The following is a 16,206-nucleotide window of genomic DNA, read 5'->3' as shown; positions in this document are numbered from 1 at the left end:
TGAAAATGAAATACGCAAAGATGTTTAATTATCAAAATTGTATCCAAAAGCCATAGTAAATTCTACATCAAATATCTTCCATAACTAATTTTTAATGACTTTCAAAAACCGCTCTCCTTTAGCAGTCTTTACCTGCACGGTATACATCCCTTTTGACAGGTTGGATACATCACATTGAAAATCCCCCGCCCCTTGGGTAAAGGCCTGTTGCATTACCACCCTTCCCTGAAGGTCATAGATGGCTATTAACAAAAGGGATTCATTAGTTTCAAAATGCAGCACATTTGATACAGGGTTGGGATACACCGACACAATTCCCTCTTTTGAAATCTCCTCAATCGATAGGGCATCTTCCACAACCGTAGTAGCATTATTGGTATGTATAGCGGCATTGTAATCAAAGTAAATCTCAGCCTCATTGCTAAATTCATCCCCTGGCTGCAAAGTGGACAAGGTCTTTAGTTTGAAAGCCACAAAACCATCATTAGTGGCATCTTCAAAAGGAAGGTTGATATCCTCAAAAATAAACTCCACCTTATTGCCATCTGTGATACATGTGTAAAACTCATGACTCGCGTCCAAAGGCATTAACGAAGACACGTCATATTTATCGGTATCTATATAATCCTTCACCACTACATTGATGGCGCTGGCGGTTCCTGTATTTTCAAAACGTACCACATAAGTAACATAATCCCCAACTTGGGATTCGGTAATGCTTGCGCCCTCAAGGCAGGTCTTGTCATTAGGATCGAAAGAATTGACAACGGTCTGAAACAAACTGGCTGTATTGTCTTCAGGAGTTTCATCCGTCCCCTCAAATTCCAATGCAGCCGTAAACTCCAAAACCTCTCCTCCCATTAAAGGGAAATTAGTATCGGTTGGCGTATTGAGAAGCATGGTGATATAAAACTGTTCGGTTTGGAAAGGGGCAAGATCCACAAAATCCCATAACAGCTCGCCTTCATTTTCATTGGTTGATACTGGCGTAGTTTCCATTTCGGACATGACATTGGCATCAAAGTTAAAAGTGACCTCACCCGACAAAGTAGTTGTTCCCTTATTCTTGCAGATGACTTTATAATCCGCCTCAAAACCTGGTCTTGCTTGATTCAAAGGAATTACAGAAACCTCCAAATCATTAAAATCACCATTGGGAGTGATACAAAAATCCTGAACAACATCGGTTGGATCAGTGATAAAATCAACTGTAAAACTTTCTGGCTCCACCGAAAAATAGGCCTCATTTTCCAATTGAGGTGTGATGACATAGCTGCCCTCTGGCATATGTGTTTCATACACCCCCATAGTATTACTATAGACCATATTTGTATTGTTTCCGTAAACTACATCAAGCTTCAAATTTGGAAATTTCACATCTCCTTCATCACATCCATCAAGATTCATATCAACTAAAACTTCTCCTTCTAAAGTAAAAAACGTACTTCCAGGTGTGAATGAACAATACTCTGTAAAAGTGACAGGATGCTCTAACTCAAGTTCAATTTGATTGGAAAAATTTGAAACCGCTTCATTCACGCACATGTATTCCAAATTAGGAAGGTTTTGTATCATTAAGCCCGGCACAGGATAGTCTGGAAATAAGGCATATGTATTCCCATTTTTTAAATTGATATAGTTCAAATTTTCGTTGTCCTGTATTGACACCATATACAAATCATGCAAGTTACTAAGGTTTAATTCATAAATTCCAGGGTTCTCATCACAATAAAAATGTGTAATGGAGTTATTATTACTCACATCTACTTCCTCTAAATTTGGATTATTTGTTAGATAGAGATCAGTAAGTGCCTGATTGGATGAAATGTCAAAATTGGTTATCTCAGCCCCATTCAATGATAAATTTTCCAAACTTACCAAGCCTTCTAGGTCAATTGCGTCTAATGGCACGTTATAAAAATGAAGTATTTCCAAAACAGTTAGCCCCTCTAAATTAATAGAAGATACATTTTGAAAATTCTGTACCCACAAATATTTTAGATTCACAAAAGTCTCTATACCAGTTAAATCTGAAACATTAGTGGTTTCATCCCAATAATCCCCAAGTTTTAAAGACGTTACACCTAAGGCTTCTTCAACTTCTATTTCGCCATTATCATTTGTATCTGCATCAACATCTCCAACCCCATCCTCATCAAGGTCAACACAATTTGAAGTGGTTAAATAAGTTTTAAAATTGGTATCTGGAATATCTACGATTTGAGCGTTTGCCGACATCATACATAAAAAAGAAATAAGCACTAAGTAGATTTGCTTCATGGTCGGATATTTTTTAATTTTTAATGACTTTCAAAAACTGCTCTCCTTTTGCAGTCTTTGCTTGCACGGTATACATCCCTTTGGACAGGTTGGATACATCACATTTAAAATTCCCTACTCCTTGGGTTATGTCTTTTTGTTTCACCAACCTTCCCTGAAGGTCATAGATGGCTAATGACAGAAGGGATTCACTAGTTCTAAAATTCAGCACATTTGACACAGGGTTGGGATACACTGATACAATTCCTTCTTTTGAAATCTCCTCAATCGATAGGGCATCTTCCACAACCGTAGTAGCATTATTGGTATGGATAGCGGCATTGTAATCAAAATAAATTTCGGCTTCATTGCTAAACTCATCCCCAGGCTGCAAAGTGGACAAGGTCTTTAGTTTGAAAGCCACAAAACCATCGTTGGTGGCATCTTCAAAAGGAAGGTTGATATCCTCAAAAATAAACTCCAATTTATTGCCTTCTGTGATACGTGTGTAAAACTCATGACTAGCATCCAAAGGCATTAACGATGACACGTCATACTTATCGGTATCTATATAATCCTTCACCACCACATTGATGGCGCTGGCGGTTCCTGTATTTTCAAAACGTACCACATAAGTAACATAATCCCCAACTTGTGATTCGGTAATGCTTGCCCCCTCAAGGCAGGTCTTGTCATTAGGATCGAAAGAATTGACAACAGTTTGAAATAAGTTAGCTGTATTGTCTTCAGGAGTTTCATCCGTTCCCTCAAATTCCAATACAGCCGTAAACTCCAAAACCTCTCCTCCCAATAAAGGGAAATCAGTATCGGTTGGTGTATTGAGAAGCATGGTGATATAAAACTGTTCGGTTTGGAAAGGGACAAGATCCATAAAACCCCATAACAGCTCGCCTTCATTTTCATTGAATGATACCGGCGTAGTTTCCACTACGGACATGACATTGGCATCAAAACTCAAAGTGACATCACCAGATAAAGCAGTTGTTCCCTTATTCTTGCAGATGACTTTGTAATCAGCTTCAAAACCTGGTCTTGCTTGGTTCAAAGGAATTAAAGAAACCTCCAAATCATTAAAGTCACCAATGGGCGTGATACAAAAATCCTGAACCACATCTATTGGATCAGTAATAAAATCTACTGTCAAACTTTCTGGTTCCACTGTAAAATAGGCATCATTTTCCAATTGAGGCGTGATGACATAACTTCCTTCTGGTAAAGGAATGCTATAATTGGCACCCAAACTATTCCCATAATTATAAGAGACATCCTCTACCGTACCATTTGAAATGTGCATTGGTAAATTATAATAGGGAGTATCTGCCTCATCACACCCATCCCCATTATAATCGATATAATTTTGTCCACTCACTGTGAACTTTGAACCTCCCGGTATAAAATTGCAGTACTCGGTAAAGTTTACAAAATTGTCCAAAGACTCTGTAATTCCTATAGCAACACCTGAATTAAGATTGTCCACACAAACCAATTCTAGGTTTGGCAAATCAAAGACTTCCATATGAGTATCTGGATCTGCAAAAGGTGGAATTTCCCATAAAAACTGATTATTGGTTCCGTTTTTAAAATTTAAATACGCTAGGTTTTCATTTGAGGCAATTTGAATTTGATTATATTCATAACTGTCAGGTTTGTTGTACCCCCCCATATCCAATTCAGAAAGAATTGGATTGGAATGACAAAAAAATCCTTCGGCAGTAAAGTCCTCTCCCAAATCAATGGTTTCTAGGAGTTCATTAAAATAAATCATTACATATTGAATAGTAATTTCCGAGTTAAAATATAGATTGACAATATCAGTATTATTGATACCTAACATAATCAAATCTCCTAAACTACTGGTATCCAAACTCTCAATTCCCACATTTCCCAATATTAAATACTCTAAAGATTCATAATTTAAAGGAAGCGTATTCAAATTGGGTTGATCATTAACATCAAAGTAAGTAAGGTTTGTAAGTGCTGCTAACCCTGTAGGATCTACAATACTCATCTCATCAATCTCAACTTCATTAGTCCCTAAAGATTCCAACTTTAATTTAGTTACCGCCAATGCTTCGGAAACTTCAATAAATCCATTATTATTAGTGTCCACATCGGTATTATAGGTGCCATCTCCATTACTATCAACGCAGTTGGTGTTTATCAAAATATTCCTTAAGTTTTGGTCGGGTACATATACAAATTGAGCGTTTGCCGTTGCCCAAAAAAGACAACAAACAAAAAAAAGGTAGACTTGCTTCATGGATGGTTAATTTTCCTACAAAATAGAAAATATTTGAATACCATAAAACTTTAAAGACCGGAAGTTTAACAAAACTCTAAATTCCTTCTTTACAACAACCTATGAAACCAAATTATGCACTTTTTGGATTAGATTTTTTTTACAATTCTGAAAAACCTATCTCCTATTCTGCGACATTTCCAGATACAATTCTTCTACTTTGGCCCTTGCCCAAGGTGTTCGTCTAAGAAATGTCAAACTTGATTTAATGGAAGGATTATGTGTAAAGCAGCGAATATTGACCATATACCCCATGTACTCCCAACCATAATGTTCCTGAAGTTCAGTCACCATTTGTTTTAAAGTGATACCGTGTAATGGGTTATTGGGCTGCTCCATGATTTCAAAAATTAGTTACGGGATTCGTTGGATCGTCTTCCTCTATAACGTTTTGGCTTTTTATTTTTGGATGTGGCCTTCTTTGCCCCTTCACTTTTAGAATTCCCTTGGCCAGTTTTTGGTCGGCGTGATTTCTGATTTCTGTTCCCTTGCCCAGGTTTAATAGGCTCTGTAGACGCATTAGGATCAGGTTCAAAGCCTTCCAATATTTCCACAGGAATCTTCTCTCCTACCAACTTTTCTATGTCCTTCAAATAGGAGGTTTCATCAGCGCTTACCAAAGAAATGGCCTCACCACTAGCACCAGCTCTACCAGTTCTTCCTATACGATGGACGTAATCTTCAGAAATATTTGGCAGTTCAAAGTTTACCACATGAGGCAATAACGGAATGTCTAATCCTCGGGCTGCAATATCCGTTGCCACCAACACATTGATGCTCCCATCCTTAAAGCCTGCCAAAGCCTTGGTGCGAGCTCCTTGACTTTTATTACCATGGATAGCCGCTGCCGTAATACCGCTAGAAATCATCTTTTTGGCAAGTTTGTTAGCGCCATGTTTGGTACGGGTAAAGACCAAAACCTGTTGCCAATTTCCATCTTTGATCAACTTTATAATCAAGCCTGTTTTTTTGCCTTTGGCAACGCGATAGACTTTTTGATTAATCGCTTCGGCTGTTGAATTTTCCGGAGTTGCCTCCACTTGAACAGGGTGGTTCAAAATACTATGGGCCAATTTTTTGATATCCTTCGAAAAGGTAGCCGAAAACAATAAGTTTTGACGCTTGGCAGGAATCATTTTCATGATTTTTTCAATGTCGCGTAAAAAACCCATGTCCAACATGCGGTCAGCTTCATCCAACACGAAGAATTCCACTTTGGCCAAAGACAATAGCTTTTGATTGTGCAAGTCCATCAATCTCCCTGGAGTAGCAATCAATACGTCAACACCTCTTCTTAAGGTTGCCACTTGTGGATTTTGGTTAACCCCTCCAAAAATAACGGCAGATTTAATATCCAGAAACGTGCTATACTCTTTAACGTTATCATGTACTTGAGCCGCCAATTCCCGCGTAGGCGTCAACACCAAGGCACGAATTGGGCGATTTCTTAAAGGAGTCTCTTGAGACAACAAGTGCAACATTGGCAAAGTAAACCCTGCGGTTTTTCCGGTACCGGTTTGCGCCGATGCCAAGACATCTTTCCCTTCCAAAATAGATGGAATTGCTTTTTGTTGAATTGGAGACGGTTCGGTATATCCTTTTTTATCTACCGCTTTTAAGATGGCTTCTGTTAGCCCGAGTGCTTTAAATGACATATAAATTGTTTGGAAATGACAATCTATAGTGTAGCGTCATTCTTTTTATCAAGCGGCAAAGGTACGGTAATTTTTATTATGCTATTCCTCTACAAGAATTTGGTAAAGAATATAAATCCTAAAAAAACTCACGATACTGTAGCACCCTAAAATCGAAAGTGGTAAAGTCTGGATTTTTAGCTTTGAGTTGTTGATAAAGAGGCATACTCCCAATAGCTCTGTTGGCTGAACCAGAAGCTGAAGTCAAGGAAACCGTCTTAATCACCCGAACTTCTTCATTTTTATCTTTTAATTGAAATGAATGGATGCGTGGCACTTCGGTTTCTACAGACTGTAGTTTAATATCATATTCCTTGCAATGCCTTCTGAAGAAATATTCTGGGCCGTTCTTGCTATTCCCTCCTGTAAACAATAATGTGTTGATATTGGGGTATTTCTTTAAATAGCCAATTACATCCCTCAATTTGATATTGGTCATGCCCAAATCGGAAGCATCGAGTTTTTCCCGTTGGGCACTTTCCACAATATCACAAACCCCTATTTTATGTTGACGCAAGAACTGCTTACGCTCTTCCACAGCTGCGCGGGAATTGTCATAACGAAGATTCAGATTATGAATGACATCTATATACAACCACAAAGAGTTGTAATAACTTCCATAACAAAAGTCAACATCCTTTTCCAACAACTCACCCATTGAAAAACGTGGCGGCGGCAACGTACCCACAATGAGTTTGGTAGTATCTTCAAAAATAAAAGGCGGGTATGGATGTTGGTGCAGAAACAAATTTGCTTTTCATAGGTTTTTATTGTAATATAAAAGAAAATCCATTAACCTTAAAATCTAAATATTATGGGAAAAGGCGATATGAAAACCAAACGTGGCAAAATCCATCGAGGCACCCACGGTGTCCTGCGTCCTAAAATAAAGAAACGTCAAAAAACTGAAGACAAAATCAACGTGAACAAAAAATCTAAAGTTTAGCCTATCTGGTAAATACCAATTCGGTTTCAGAAGACATAGTTTCGCTATATCCATAGCCTTCATAATTGAAACCTTTTAAATCATCCAAGGTCTTGGCATCGGTATCAATAATATATCGCGTCATGTACCCTCTGGCCAATTTTGCAAAGGTCATGATCATCTTGTATTCGCCATTTTTGAAATCCTTGAATGTACAAGTAATTACAGGCACTTTTAGAGCTTTGGTATCAATAGCCTTAAAATATTCGTTGCTGGCAAGATTTACAAACAATTCCCCCTCTTCCAATTCATCATTTAGGGCATTGGTAATTTCCTTCTTCCAAAATTCATAGAGGTTTTTGTTCTTTCCTACGGGAAATTTTGTGCCCATCTCCAAACGATAAGGCTGCATTAAATCCAATGGCTTTAAAATTCCGTACAATCCCGAAAGAATGCGAACCGTATTTTGAAGTTTTTCTATGTTATCCTGAGGAATGGTATAGGCATCCAATCCTCTGTATACATCACCGCTAAAAGCATACACCGATGGCCTTGCGTTCTCTGCCGTAAAAGGCAATTGCCATTCTTGGTTGCGCTCGTAATTCAACTGTCCCAAATTATCGGAAATCTTCATAAGTTGAGATAAGCTTTTGGCCGATTTCTTCTTCAATAACTTGTTCAACCGTTCGGCTTGTTTCAGGAAACAGGCTTCTGTGAATTGTTGCGTAGGTAGTTGACTTTCGAGGTCTAATGATTTTGCAGGTGATAATACTAATTTCATGCTTAGTTTTTTGTTGTCCCAAAATTACAATTACCGTATCTATTTTTCAATTTTGGGATTCTATATTTTCTATGGCAGTATAAGCAAAAATAATTATAAGAATTAATTTAGGGTCAATTCCTCCCCAAACTGCAATACATAACCATTGTTGTCGTAAATGGCAAATTCCCGCATACTGCACTGGAAATTATCAATGGGATAACACACCTCTACATTGTCTTTAACCGTTTGCCAAAGCGTATCAACGTTCACTGTCCTTATGTAGAAAGAGCCCGTAAACTCAGCTTTATTGAAGGGCACCATATCATTTGGTTTGGTAAGAATCAATTCTACACCGTCTCGGTGTATGGAGGCCCATTTAGTGACTTCATCAAAAGCATCACAAACAAACCCCAACTGACTTGTATAAAACTGAATGGTGGCTTCCACATCTTCAGTATACAGCATTGGCACAAGGTTATACAATTTCATACGGATAATTGGTTTGAATTACCCTATGAATTTACTAAAAAAGATCTATTAATTTACCGAAGGAACCTATTCAATATCCAAATTTTGGTGTTTGGCGTAAACCCTCCATTTTTCAATACATTGAAGCATATCTTCCGGAATTTCAGCATTAAAATGCATGAACTCTCCGGTCGTTGGATGGCTAAACCCCAACGTTTTAGCATGCAATGCCTGCCTAGGAAGCACCTTAAAACAATTTTCTACAAACTGTTTGTATTTAGTGAATGTAGTTCCTTTCAAAATACGTTCGCCACCATAGCGTTCGTCATTAAAAAGGGTGTGCCCAATGTGCTTCATGTGGACACGAATTTGGTGTGTACGGCCTGTTTCCAACTTGCAGGAAATCATCGTTACATACCCAAAGCGCTCCAGCACTTTATAATGGGTTACAGCAGGTTTTCCTTTATCTTCATCCTCTTCTTCAAAAACAGTATTTTGCAAACGGTTTTTAGGATGTCTACCAATATTGCCCTCAACAGTGCCTTCATCTTCTTCCACATTTCCCCAAACCAAAGCTACGTATTCACGCTCACTGGTTTTATCAAAAAATTGCTTGGTTAAATGTGCCATAGCCTCTTCTGTCTTGGCCACTACCAACAAACCACTAGTGTCTTTATCAATACGGTGTACCAAACCAGGGCGGTTACTGGAATTGTTAGGCAAGTTTTCAAAATGATAAATAAGGGCATTGATTAAGGTTCCGGAGTAATTGCCGTGCCCAGGATGTACCACCAAACCCGCAGGTTTGTTAACCACCAGCAGTTGGTCGTCTTCATAAACAATATCCAAAGGAATGTTTTCCGGCGTCAAAAGCTCTTCGTAAGGCGGATACTCAAATAATACACGAATATTATCAAAAGGCTTCACCTTATAGTTGGCCTTTACCGGAACGTCATTTACATAAATATTACCGTTTTTGGCGGCCGCTTGAATTTTGTTGCGCGTAGCATTCTCGATAAAATTCATCAAATATTTATCGATACGAAGCGGTTGTTGGCCAGTTTTTACAGTAAATGCATGGTGCTCATACAACTCATCATCATTCTCTTCTATAGGCGTATGTTGGTCTGTCATAATCTTTTATTCTGCCCTGTTTCCGTTACCCAATACCAAATCAATCTTAGAAGTCAATGGCAACATTTCTCCTGCTTTTATAGGTTGGCCTTCAAATTCTACATCTATTACTTCATCTTTACCCAAATCGTCTTCATACCTAATTTTTCCAACTTCAAAACCTAAGGCTTCCAAAGTAGGTTTGGCTTGACGGAATGTACGTCTAACGATATCTGGCACTGCTACCTTACGATAGCCAGATGGGTTCAATATTACATAAATCTTACGGTTTTCCTTTACTTGGGTTCCTGCCAATGGGTATTGCTCAATTACCGAATATTTTGGATAATCTGGATTGTAATTGGCAGAGTCCTGAATTTCCATACGTAAAGTTCGATCGCTTAATTGAATTTCTACCGTTTCAAGAGTTTTTCCTTTTAATTCTGGAACTTCCACAAATTCACCATGATTGGTAGTACTTTTTAGCCATTGCAGGATTAAAAAACACAACACTAATATTACGGCTAAGGCTAGGGCTAATTGTTTTAAAAAAACTTTACTGGTAAGAAACTTTACAAGACTCATGCAATCATTTTAAGTTAGGCAAATATATAAAACTCAAAGGTTTTTTCTTTTCCTTTAATATGCTAATTTAGCTTTACTAATATTACATACGTTCTAGGAGCGTTTAAAGATTATTTATCAAGAATTTCACTCCCTTCGGGGACTTTATCATGAAGAAACATATTGCCATTATAATGGGCGGATATTCTAGCGAATATGAAATATCCCTAAAGAGTGGTCAGGTGGTTTATGAAACCCTGAACCCAGAACTTTACATTGCTTATCGCATCCACATTTTTAAGGATAAATGGGTATTTGTAGACGAACAAAACAACGAAGTCCCTGTAGACAAAAATGACTTTAGCGTGATGGTTGAAGGGAATAAAATCCAGTTTGATTGTGTTTTTAATGCCATCCACGGTACGCCGGGAGAAGATGGTTACATGCAAGGGTATTTAGAGCTTTTGAAAATACCACATACCAGCTGCGGCATGTACCAAGCTGCATTGACCTTTAACAAACGTGACTGCCTAAGTACCTTAAAGCCTTACGGTATAAAAACAGCCAATTCCTACTATCTCAATGAAGGAGATGCTGTTAATGAAGATGAAATCATAGATAAAGTAGGCCTACCTTGTTTTGTTAAGGCCAACAAGGCCGGCAGTAGTTTTGGCATTACTAAAGTTTATAAGAAAGAGGAAATCCAAAATGCACTCGAGGTGGCCTTTAAGGAAGATGACGAAATTATCATAGAATCGTTTTTGGACGGCACCGAAGTATCCGTTGGTGTGATAACCTATAAAGGAGACGTTACTGTACTTCCTATTACCGAAATCGTCAGCAACAACGACTTTTTTGACTATAAGGCTAAATACCTTGGAGAATCACAGGAAATTACACCTGCCCGCATATCTAAAGAACAGGCTGACAAAGTAAAAGCCATTGCCAAAAAAGTCTATGAGATTTTAAAAATGAAAGGGTTTAGCCGAAGTGAATATATCTTTAAAGATGATGAACCCCATTTATTGGAAATAAATACAGTACCTGGGCTTACAAAAGCGAGTATCCTCCCGCAACAGGCGGCAGCAGCAGGAATAAGCTTAGGCGAACTGTTTGAAAATGCCATCGAGGAAAGCCTTAAAACCCAACACTCTTAAATTATTAAGTATCTTTGATGCTGTAACCGCTTAACAACTATAATGAGACGCGCAATTTTCCCTGGTTCCTTTGACCCTATTACTCTAGGGCACTATGATATTATCCTAAGAGGTGTAAAACTTTTTGACGAAGTAGTGGTAGCCATTGGCATCAATTCTGACAAGTCCTATATGTTTTCATTGGAAGAACGTAAACAGTTTATCGAGGATGCCTTCAAGGACGAGCCTAAAGTAAAAGTGGTTACATATGAAGGGCTCACCAGTGATTTTTCGAAAGAGATAGATGCCCAATTTATTTTGAGAGGCTTACGTAACCCTGCCGATTTTGAGTTTGAAAAAGCCATTGCTCATACCAACAGAAAACTTTCGAGAATAGAAACTGTGTTTTTACTTACCTCTGCAAGAACCTCCTTCATTTCTTCATCCATTGTGAGAGATGTGATAAGAAACCATGGGGATTACACCGTTTTGGTCCCCGATAGCGTTAAGCTGAAGTAACCAAAATTGAATACGAAAAACTTAGCTGGTTGGTTTTGGATTTGGAACAAAAAAAAGCATCAGATCATTCTTGCCACGCAAAAAATATAACTGACGCCTTTTTAAAAAATTGATTAATAGCAAGACTAATATATAACATAATCCCCTCAACCTTAAGTTTTTTCGACGAGAAGCAATTAAAAAAGATTAAGCGTAATCCTACAAATCGAATATTGCAGTTCACCGATAAAATTGGTTAATTCTCCCAATAAACGCATTTTAAAAGCCATACAATTCTCTCAATAATAGAATATTACACATCAAAACTCATCTTGTAATAATTTCATTTTCAAGCAGCTAATGTAACCTTAGTCACGTTCTCGATAAAAAACAATGCGTTACTTTGCTCAAAATAAAAATGAATATGGGAATTTTAGATATGTTATTCGGAAATAAATCTGATGAATTAAAGGCTCTTTATGACAATGGAGCTATAATTATTGATGTAAGAAGCGTTGGAGAGTACAATGGAGGTGCCATTCCCGGCTCTAAAAATATTCCATTACCCCAAATAGCGACCAAAATTAAAGACATCAAAAAATTCAACAAACCAATTATTACCTGTTGCGCCAGCGGTATGCGTTCAGGTTCTGCGGCAAGCGTTCTAAAAAGCCATGGCATTGAAGTTGTCAACGGTGGAGGCTGGTTGAACTTGAGCAGAAAATTGGAACTTGTATAAACAGAAAACTTGATTGATTACATAGTTTGTTCATGATTTTGAAAGATGGAAAAGCCCGAGGGATGATTGACTCGGGCTTTTTGTTTTATTTCTTGATGGCACAATTATCTAAAATTCCATAAACGGATATTGAGCTACAAGCTGTTCCTGTTTTTCTGTAAGAGACTTTAAAAACGCTTGATGTGCTTCGGAATTTGGATTGAAAGGTCTATGCAAGATCCCTTTTTGAACCGTATCCACAATCTTCATTGTAGGTTCTGTACTAACATTTAACCACACCTTCTTAAACCGCTCCCACACATAATTAATAGCCGTAGAATTAGGATGTACCATATCTTCAGCATAAAAACGGTAATCGCGCAATTCATCCATGACAATTTCATACGAAGGAAAATAGTGGGTTTGCTGCCTTGGCTCTACTACTTCGTGAACTGCACTTATTAAATGCGCCTTGCTTTGGGTGTTTTCTACAAAACCATCTTTTAAATGTCTTACGGGGGACACCGTAAAAATGACAGACACTTTTGAATTCACACTTTTGATCAAAGCCACCATCGCTAGCAACGATTCAGCAATAGCATCTACCGACAATAATTCTTTACTAAATTTCTTTTGAGGTACCTTATGACAATTGGCTACCACATCATCACTTTCTATCAAGCGGTATATCCAGGCGGTTCCCAGCGTAATCACAATATGAGAGGATGCTTCAAGTGCTTGTTTGGTTTGTTGAATAGCAAGGTTTAAATTTTGCAACAGTTCTTCTTTTGAAGCGGCACTTAATTTGGAATGCGCCGCATAACAATGCCATTGCTCATTATGAAAAAACACATCTTCTTTTGTGTATTCTTTGTCATTAATAGCGTTGAGCAGCAAACTTTCAATTGCCAAAGGATGGAACAGAATTCCAAAAGGATTTAAAGTATTCTGGAATTTATAATACCCTAACTTCTCCCCAATATTTTCAACAAAACAAGACCCCAACAGAATCAATCTAGAATTGTAATCTATCAGGTTGTGCTGTTGGGGTTTTAAAGGTATTTCTGTTTGTAGTTTCATATATCTAGTTCAGGTACCCTACGGCAGCTTCCAAGGCTGCTGCAATACCTTCTGGATTCTTACCTCCCGCTGTGGCAAAGAACGGTTGACCACCGCCACCTCCTTGGATATGCTTTCCAAGTTCTCTTACTATTTGACCAGCATTTAAACCTTTATCGGCTACGATTTCCTTGGAAATATAGCAAGACAATAAGGCTTTACCCTCCTGTTTTGTTGCAAACAATAGGAACAGATTATCAAATTGCCCACCTAATTCAAAAGACACATCCTTAATTCCGGCAGCATCCAAATCTACTTCCTTAGCCAGAAACTGAATACCATTCACCTCTTTAAGCTCATTCATCAAGTCGCCTTTTAGGTTCTTGGCCTTATCTTTTAATAATTGCTCAATCTGTTTTTTAAGCGCTGTATTTTCTTCCAACAAACCTTCCACAGCTTTCACCGTTGATTTCGGATTTTTAAGTGTTTGCTTTAAGGCGTCAAAATCCTTATCCACATCCACAAAATAGTTTTTCACTGCGACATTGGTAATCGCCTCAATACGACGTACACCCGCCGCTACCGCACTTTCCGAATTAATTTTGAAATACCATATATCACCCGTTTGCGATACGTGTGTACCACCACAAAGCTCCATAGATTTCCCAAAACGAATGGCACGTACAGCATCTCCATACTTTTCACCAAATAAGGCAATGGCACCTTCATCGATTGCTTGTTGCATTGGAATGTTTCGTTTCTCTTCTAGTTTAAGGTTCTCTTGAATACGTGCGTTTACAAATTCTTCAATAGCATTCAACTGCTCTCTGTCTACCTTTGCAAAATGCGAAAAGTCGAATCGTAAATATTTTGGGCTTACCAAAGATCCTTTTTGTTCTACATGAGTTCCCAACACCGTGCGCAATGCTTGGTGCAACAAGTGTGTCGCCGTATGGTTGGAAGCCGATAGCTGTCTCAATTCTTCATTCACTACCGCTTTAAAAGTGGCATCCAAATGCTTTGGAAGTGTTTTCGTGTAGTGAATAATCAAATTGTTTTCCCTTTTAGTATCGATTACATAGACCACATCTCCATTAGGTACTTCTATGTAACCTTGGTCTCCAACTTGACCTCCTCCTTCCGGATAAAAAGGCGTCATATTAAATACCAATTGGTATTGCTCACCATCCTTTTTGGTGGTAACCTTTCTATAACGGGTTAATCTTACATCAGCGCTGAGCGTATCATATCCTATAAACTCTTCAGCTTCGTCTTCCAACAGAATCACCCAGTCTGAAGCTTCCACCGCTGAAGCCGCTCTAGAACGACTTTTTTGTTTTTCCATTTCGGTGGCAAACCCAGCCTCATCAATGCTATATCCTTTTTCACGGGCAATCAATTGGGTTAAATCCAATGGAAATCCAAAAGTATCATACAATTCAAAAGTTTTGGCACCTGACACCACATCTCCCTTTGTTTCTTCTACAACTTTATCCAACAACAATAATCCTTGTTCCAAAGTTCTTAAGAAAGATTGTTCTTCCTCCCGAATCACGTTGTAAACCAGTTGCTTTTGAGACTTAATTTCAGGGAAAGCCTCTCCCATTTGATGGCTCAAGGTTTCAGCCAATTTATAAATGAACGGTTCCTTTTGCTCCAAGAAGGTGAATCCGTAACGGATAGCACGACGTAAAATTCTTCTAATTACATACCCTGCCCCTGTATTGCTTGGCAACTGTCCATCGGCAATGGAAAACGCCACGGCTCTCACGTGATCGGCAATCACTCGAATAGCGACATCTATCTTTTCATCTTTACCATAAGCTTTATCTGTAACCGTTTCAATCTCTCTAATTATTGGAGTGAACACATCAGTATCGTAATTGGACTGTACATTTTGCAAGACCATACACAAGCGCTCAAAGCCCATTCCGGTATCGATGTGCTTGTTCGGCAAGTTTTCCAAACTTCCGTTGGCCTTACGGTTGTACTGCATAAATACGAGATTCCAAATTTCCACAACTTGTGGGTGGTCCATATTCACCAAATCTTTTCCGGAAACTTTTGCTTTTTCTTCTGCGGAACGAATATCCACATGGATTTCACTACAAGGTCCACAAGGCCCTTGATCTCCCATTTCCCAGAAATTATCCTTTTTATTCCCCATTAAAATGCGGTCTTCAGGAACAATGGCTTTCCAGAAATCGTAGGCTTCCTGATCCATCGGCAAATTGTCGTCCTCGCTTCCTTCAAAAACGGTTACGTACAAGATATCCTTATCAATCCCAAATTCTTCGGTAAGCAGTTCCCAAGCCCAAGCGATGGCTTCCTTCTTGAAATAATCTCCAAAACTCCAGTTCCCCAACATTTCAAATAAGGTGTGGTGGTACGTATCATATCCTACCTCTTCCAAATCGTTGTGTTTACCGGATACACGTAAACATTTTTGAGAATCGGCTATACGGGATTCCTTCACTTTGGCATTTCCCAAAAAGTATTCTTTAAATGGCACCATTCCGGCATTGACAAACATCAAGGTAGGGTCATCCTTTAAAACCATGGGTGCCGACGGCACGATGGCATGTTGTTTATTTTCGAAAAAACTTAAAAACTTCGAACGGATATCTTGAGATTTCATGTATGTAAATTGCTAATCTAAATTCTTAAACTTGATCAAGACTTCAAAAAC

The 16,206-nt window shown here is 38.4% G+C and carries 15 protein-coding genes; 4 read left to right on the top strand and 11 right to left on the bottom strand.

Annotated features, from left to right (window positions below; translation table 11 throughout):
* Window positions 1-84: 84 nt before the first annotated feature.
* From RBH95_RS04995 to RBH95_RS04975, 5 genes are all read right to left on the bottom strand, one after another.
* Entirely contained in the window at window positions 85-2,280 is a 2,196-nt protein-coding gene (locus tag RBH95_RS04995) for a T9SS type A sorting domain-containing protein (protein WP_307901609.1), read from the bottom strand.
* A 13-nt stretch (window positions 2,281-2,293) separates the two neighbouring features.
* Complete coding sequence (locus tag RBH95_RS04990; protein WP_307901608.1) at window positions 2,294-4,540, bottom strand: T9SS type A sorting domain-containing protein; 2,247 nt, start codon at window positions 4,538-4,540, stop codon at window positions 2,294-2,296.
* Window positions 4,541-4,696: 156 nt separating this feature from the next.
* On the bottom strand, window positions 4,697-4,918 hold the full coding sequence (locus RBH95_RS04985; protein WP_307901607.1) for a VF530 family protein: 222 nt from the start codon (window positions 4,916-4,918) through the stop codon (window positions 4,697-4,699).
* Window positions 4,919-4,929: 11 nt separating this feature from the next.
* Window positions 4,930-6,234 carry a DEAD/DEAH box helicase gene (locus RBH95_RS04980; RefSeq protein ID WP_307901606.1) on the bottom strand — a complete coding sequence of 435 codons (1,305 nt, stop codon included), beginning with the start codon at window positions 6,232-6,234 and terminating at the stop codon, window positions 4,930-4,932.
* 118 nt (window positions 6,235-6,352) lie between these two features.
* Window positions 6,353-7,021 (bottom strand): uracil-DNA glycosylase family protein, encoded by a 669-nt coding sequence (locus RBH95_RS04975; RefSeq protein ID WP_307901605.1) that lies wholly within the window; start codon window positions 7,019-7,021, stop codon window positions 6,353-6,355.
* A gap of 66 nt (window positions 7,022-7,087) precedes the next feature.
* Here RBH95_RS04975 and RBH95_RS04970 point away from each other — a divergent pair, with 66 nt between their 5' ends.
* Window positions 7,088-7,219 (top strand): 30S ribosomal protein THX, encoded by a 132-nt coding sequence (locus RBH95_RS04970; RefSeq protein ID WP_307901604.1) that lies wholly within the window; start codon window positions 7,088-7,090, stop codon window positions 7,217-7,219.
* A gap of 1 nt (window position 7,220) precedes the next feature.
* On the opposite strand, the gene yaaA is transcribed toward RBH95_RS04970, so the two are convergent.
* The 4 genes from yaaA to RBH95_RS04950 form a co-directional block, all read right to left on the bottom strand.
* Complete coding sequence (gene yaaA / locus RBH95_RS04965; RefSeq protein WP_307901603.1) at window positions 7,221-7,979, bottom strand: peroxide stress protein YaaA; 759 nt, start codon at window positions 7,977-7,979, stop codon at window positions 7,221-7,223.
* Window positions 7,980-8,081: 102 nt separating this feature from the next.
* Entirely contained in the window at window positions 8,082-8,450 is a 369-nt protein-coding gene (locus RBH95_RS04960) for a VOC family protein (protein ID WP_253187436.1), read from the bottom strand.
* A 66-nt stretch (window positions 8,451-8,516) separates the two neighbouring features.
* Entirely contained in the window at window positions 8,517-9,563 is a 1,047-nt protein-coding gene (locus tag RBH95_RS04955) for an RluA family pseudouridine synthase (protein ID WP_307901602.1), read from the bottom strand.
* A 6-nt stretch (window positions 9,564-9,569) separates the two neighbouring features.
* The gene (locus RBH95_RS04950) at window positions 9,570-10,127 is read right to left on the bottom strand and encodes a PASTA domain-containing protein (protein ID WP_307901601.1); all 558 of its coding nucleotides are present in this window, start codon (window positions 10,125-10,127) and stop codon (window positions 9,570-9,572) included.
* Window positions 10,128-10,276: 149 nt separating this feature from the next.
* Here RBH95_RS04950 and RBH95_RS04945 point away from each other — a divergent pair, with 149 nt between their 5' ends.
* The 3 genes from RBH95_RS04945 to RBH95_RS04935 all read left to right on the top strand — a co-directional run bounded on the left by RBH95_RS04945 (window position 10,277) and on the right by RBH95_RS04935 (window position 12,479).
* Window positions 10,277-11,263 (top strand): D-alanine--D-alanine ligase, encoded by a 987-nt coding sequence (locus tag RBH95_RS04945; RefSeq protein ID WP_307901600.1) that lies wholly within the window; start codon window positions 10,277-10,279, stop codon window positions 11,261-11,263.
* A gap of 42 nt (window positions 11,264-11,305) precedes the next feature.
* Entirely contained in the window at window positions 11,306-11,761 is a 456-nt protein-coding gene (gene coaD, locus RBH95_RS04940) for a pantetheine-phosphate adenylyltransferase (RefSeq protein WP_307901599.1), read from the top strand.
* Between the two features lie 403 nt (window positions 11,762-12,164).
* Window positions 12,165-12,479 (top strand): rhodanese-like domain-containing protein, encoded by a 315-nt coding sequence (locus tag RBH95_RS04935; protein WP_307901598.1) that lies wholly within the window; start codon window positions 12,165-12,167, stop codon window positions 12,477-12,479.
* Between the two features lie 108 nt (window positions 12,480-12,587).
* On the opposite strand, the gene RBH95_RS04930 is transcribed toward RBH95_RS04935, so the two are convergent.
* Both RBH95_RS04930 and alaS read right to left on the bottom strand, forming a co-directional pair.
* Window positions 12,588-13,538, bottom strand: coding sequence for a GSCFA domain-containing protein (locus RBH95_RS04930; protein ID WP_307901597.1), 951 nt, complete (start codon window positions 13,536-13,538; stop codon window positions 12,588-12,590).
* A 4-nt stretch (window positions 13,539-13,542) separates the two neighbouring features.
* Complete coding sequence (alaS, locus tag RBH95_RS04925) at window positions 13,543-16,155, bottom strand: alanine--tRNA ligase (RefSeq protein ID WP_307901596.1); 2,613 nt, start codon at window positions 16,153-16,155, stop codon at window positions 13,543-13,545.
* Window positions 16,156-16,206 lie beyond the last annotated feature (51 nt).

Source organism: Mangrovimonas sp. YM274, from assembly GCF_030908385.1.
Taxonomy (GTDB): domain Bacteria; phylum Bacteroidota; class Bacteroidia; order Flavobacteriales; family Flavobacteriaceae; genus Mangrovimonas_A.
Note: the sequence above shows the minus strand (reverse complement) of the source record. Positions and strands in the feature narration are given on the sequence as shown.

Bases quoted from the DNA above. Each gene is read 5' to 3' on its own strand.
- RBH95_RS04990 (WP_307901608.1), bottom strand. From the start codon at position 4,540: ATGAAGCAAGTCTACCTTTTTTTTGTTTGTTGTCTTTTTTGGGCAACG.
- RBH95_RS04945 (WP_307901600.1), top strand. From the start codon at position 10,277: ATGAAGAAACATATTGCCATTATAATGGGCGGATATTCTAGCGAATAT.
- RBH95_RS04960 (WP_253187436.1), bottom strand. From the start codon at position 8,450: ATGAAATTGTATAACCTTGTGCCAATGCTGTATACTGAAGATGTGGAA.
- RBH95_RS04980 (WP_307901606.1), bottom strand. From the start codon at position 6,234: ATGTCATTTAAAGCACTCGGGCTAACAGAAGCCATCTTAAAAGCGGTA.
- RBH95_RS04935 (WP_307901598.1), top strand. From the start codon at position 12,165: ATGGGAATTTTAGATATGTTATTCGGAAATAAATCTGATGAATTAAAG.
- coaD (WP_307901599.1), top strand. From the start codon at position 11,306: ATGAGACGCGCAATTTTCCCTGGTTCCTTTGACCCTATTACTCTAGGG.
- RBH95_RS04930 (WP_307901597.1), bottom strand. From the start codon at position 13,538: ATGAAACTACAAACAGAAATACCTTTAAAACCCCAACAGCACAACCTG.
- RBH95_RS04950 (WP_307901601.1), bottom strand. From the start codon at position 10,127: ATGAGTCTTGTAAAGTTTCTTACCAGTAAAGTTTTTTTAAAACAATTA.
- RBH95_RS04970 (WP_307901604.1), top strand. From the start codon at position 7,088: ATGGGAAAAGGCGATATGAAAACCAAACGTGGCAAAATCCATCGAGGC.
- yaaA (WP_307901603.1), bottom strand. From the start codon at position 7,979: ATGAAATTAGTATTATCACCTGCAAAATCATTAGACCTCGAAAGTCAA.
- RBH95_RS04985 (WP_307901607.1), bottom strand. From the start codon at position 4,918: ATGGAGCAGCCCAATAACCCATTACACGGTATCACTTTAAAACAAATG.
- RBH95_RS04995 (WP_307901609.1), bottom strand. From the start codon at position 2,280: ATGAAGCAAATCTACTTAGTGCTTATTTCTTTTTTATGTATGATGTCG.
- alaS (WP_307901596.1), bottom strand. From the start codon at position 16,155: ATGAAATCTCAAGATATCCGTTCGAAGTTTTTAAGTTTTTTCGAAAAT.
- RBH95_RS04955 (WP_307901602.1), bottom strand. From the start codon at position 9,563: ATGACAGACCAACATACGCCTATAGAAGAGAATGATGATGAGTTGTAT.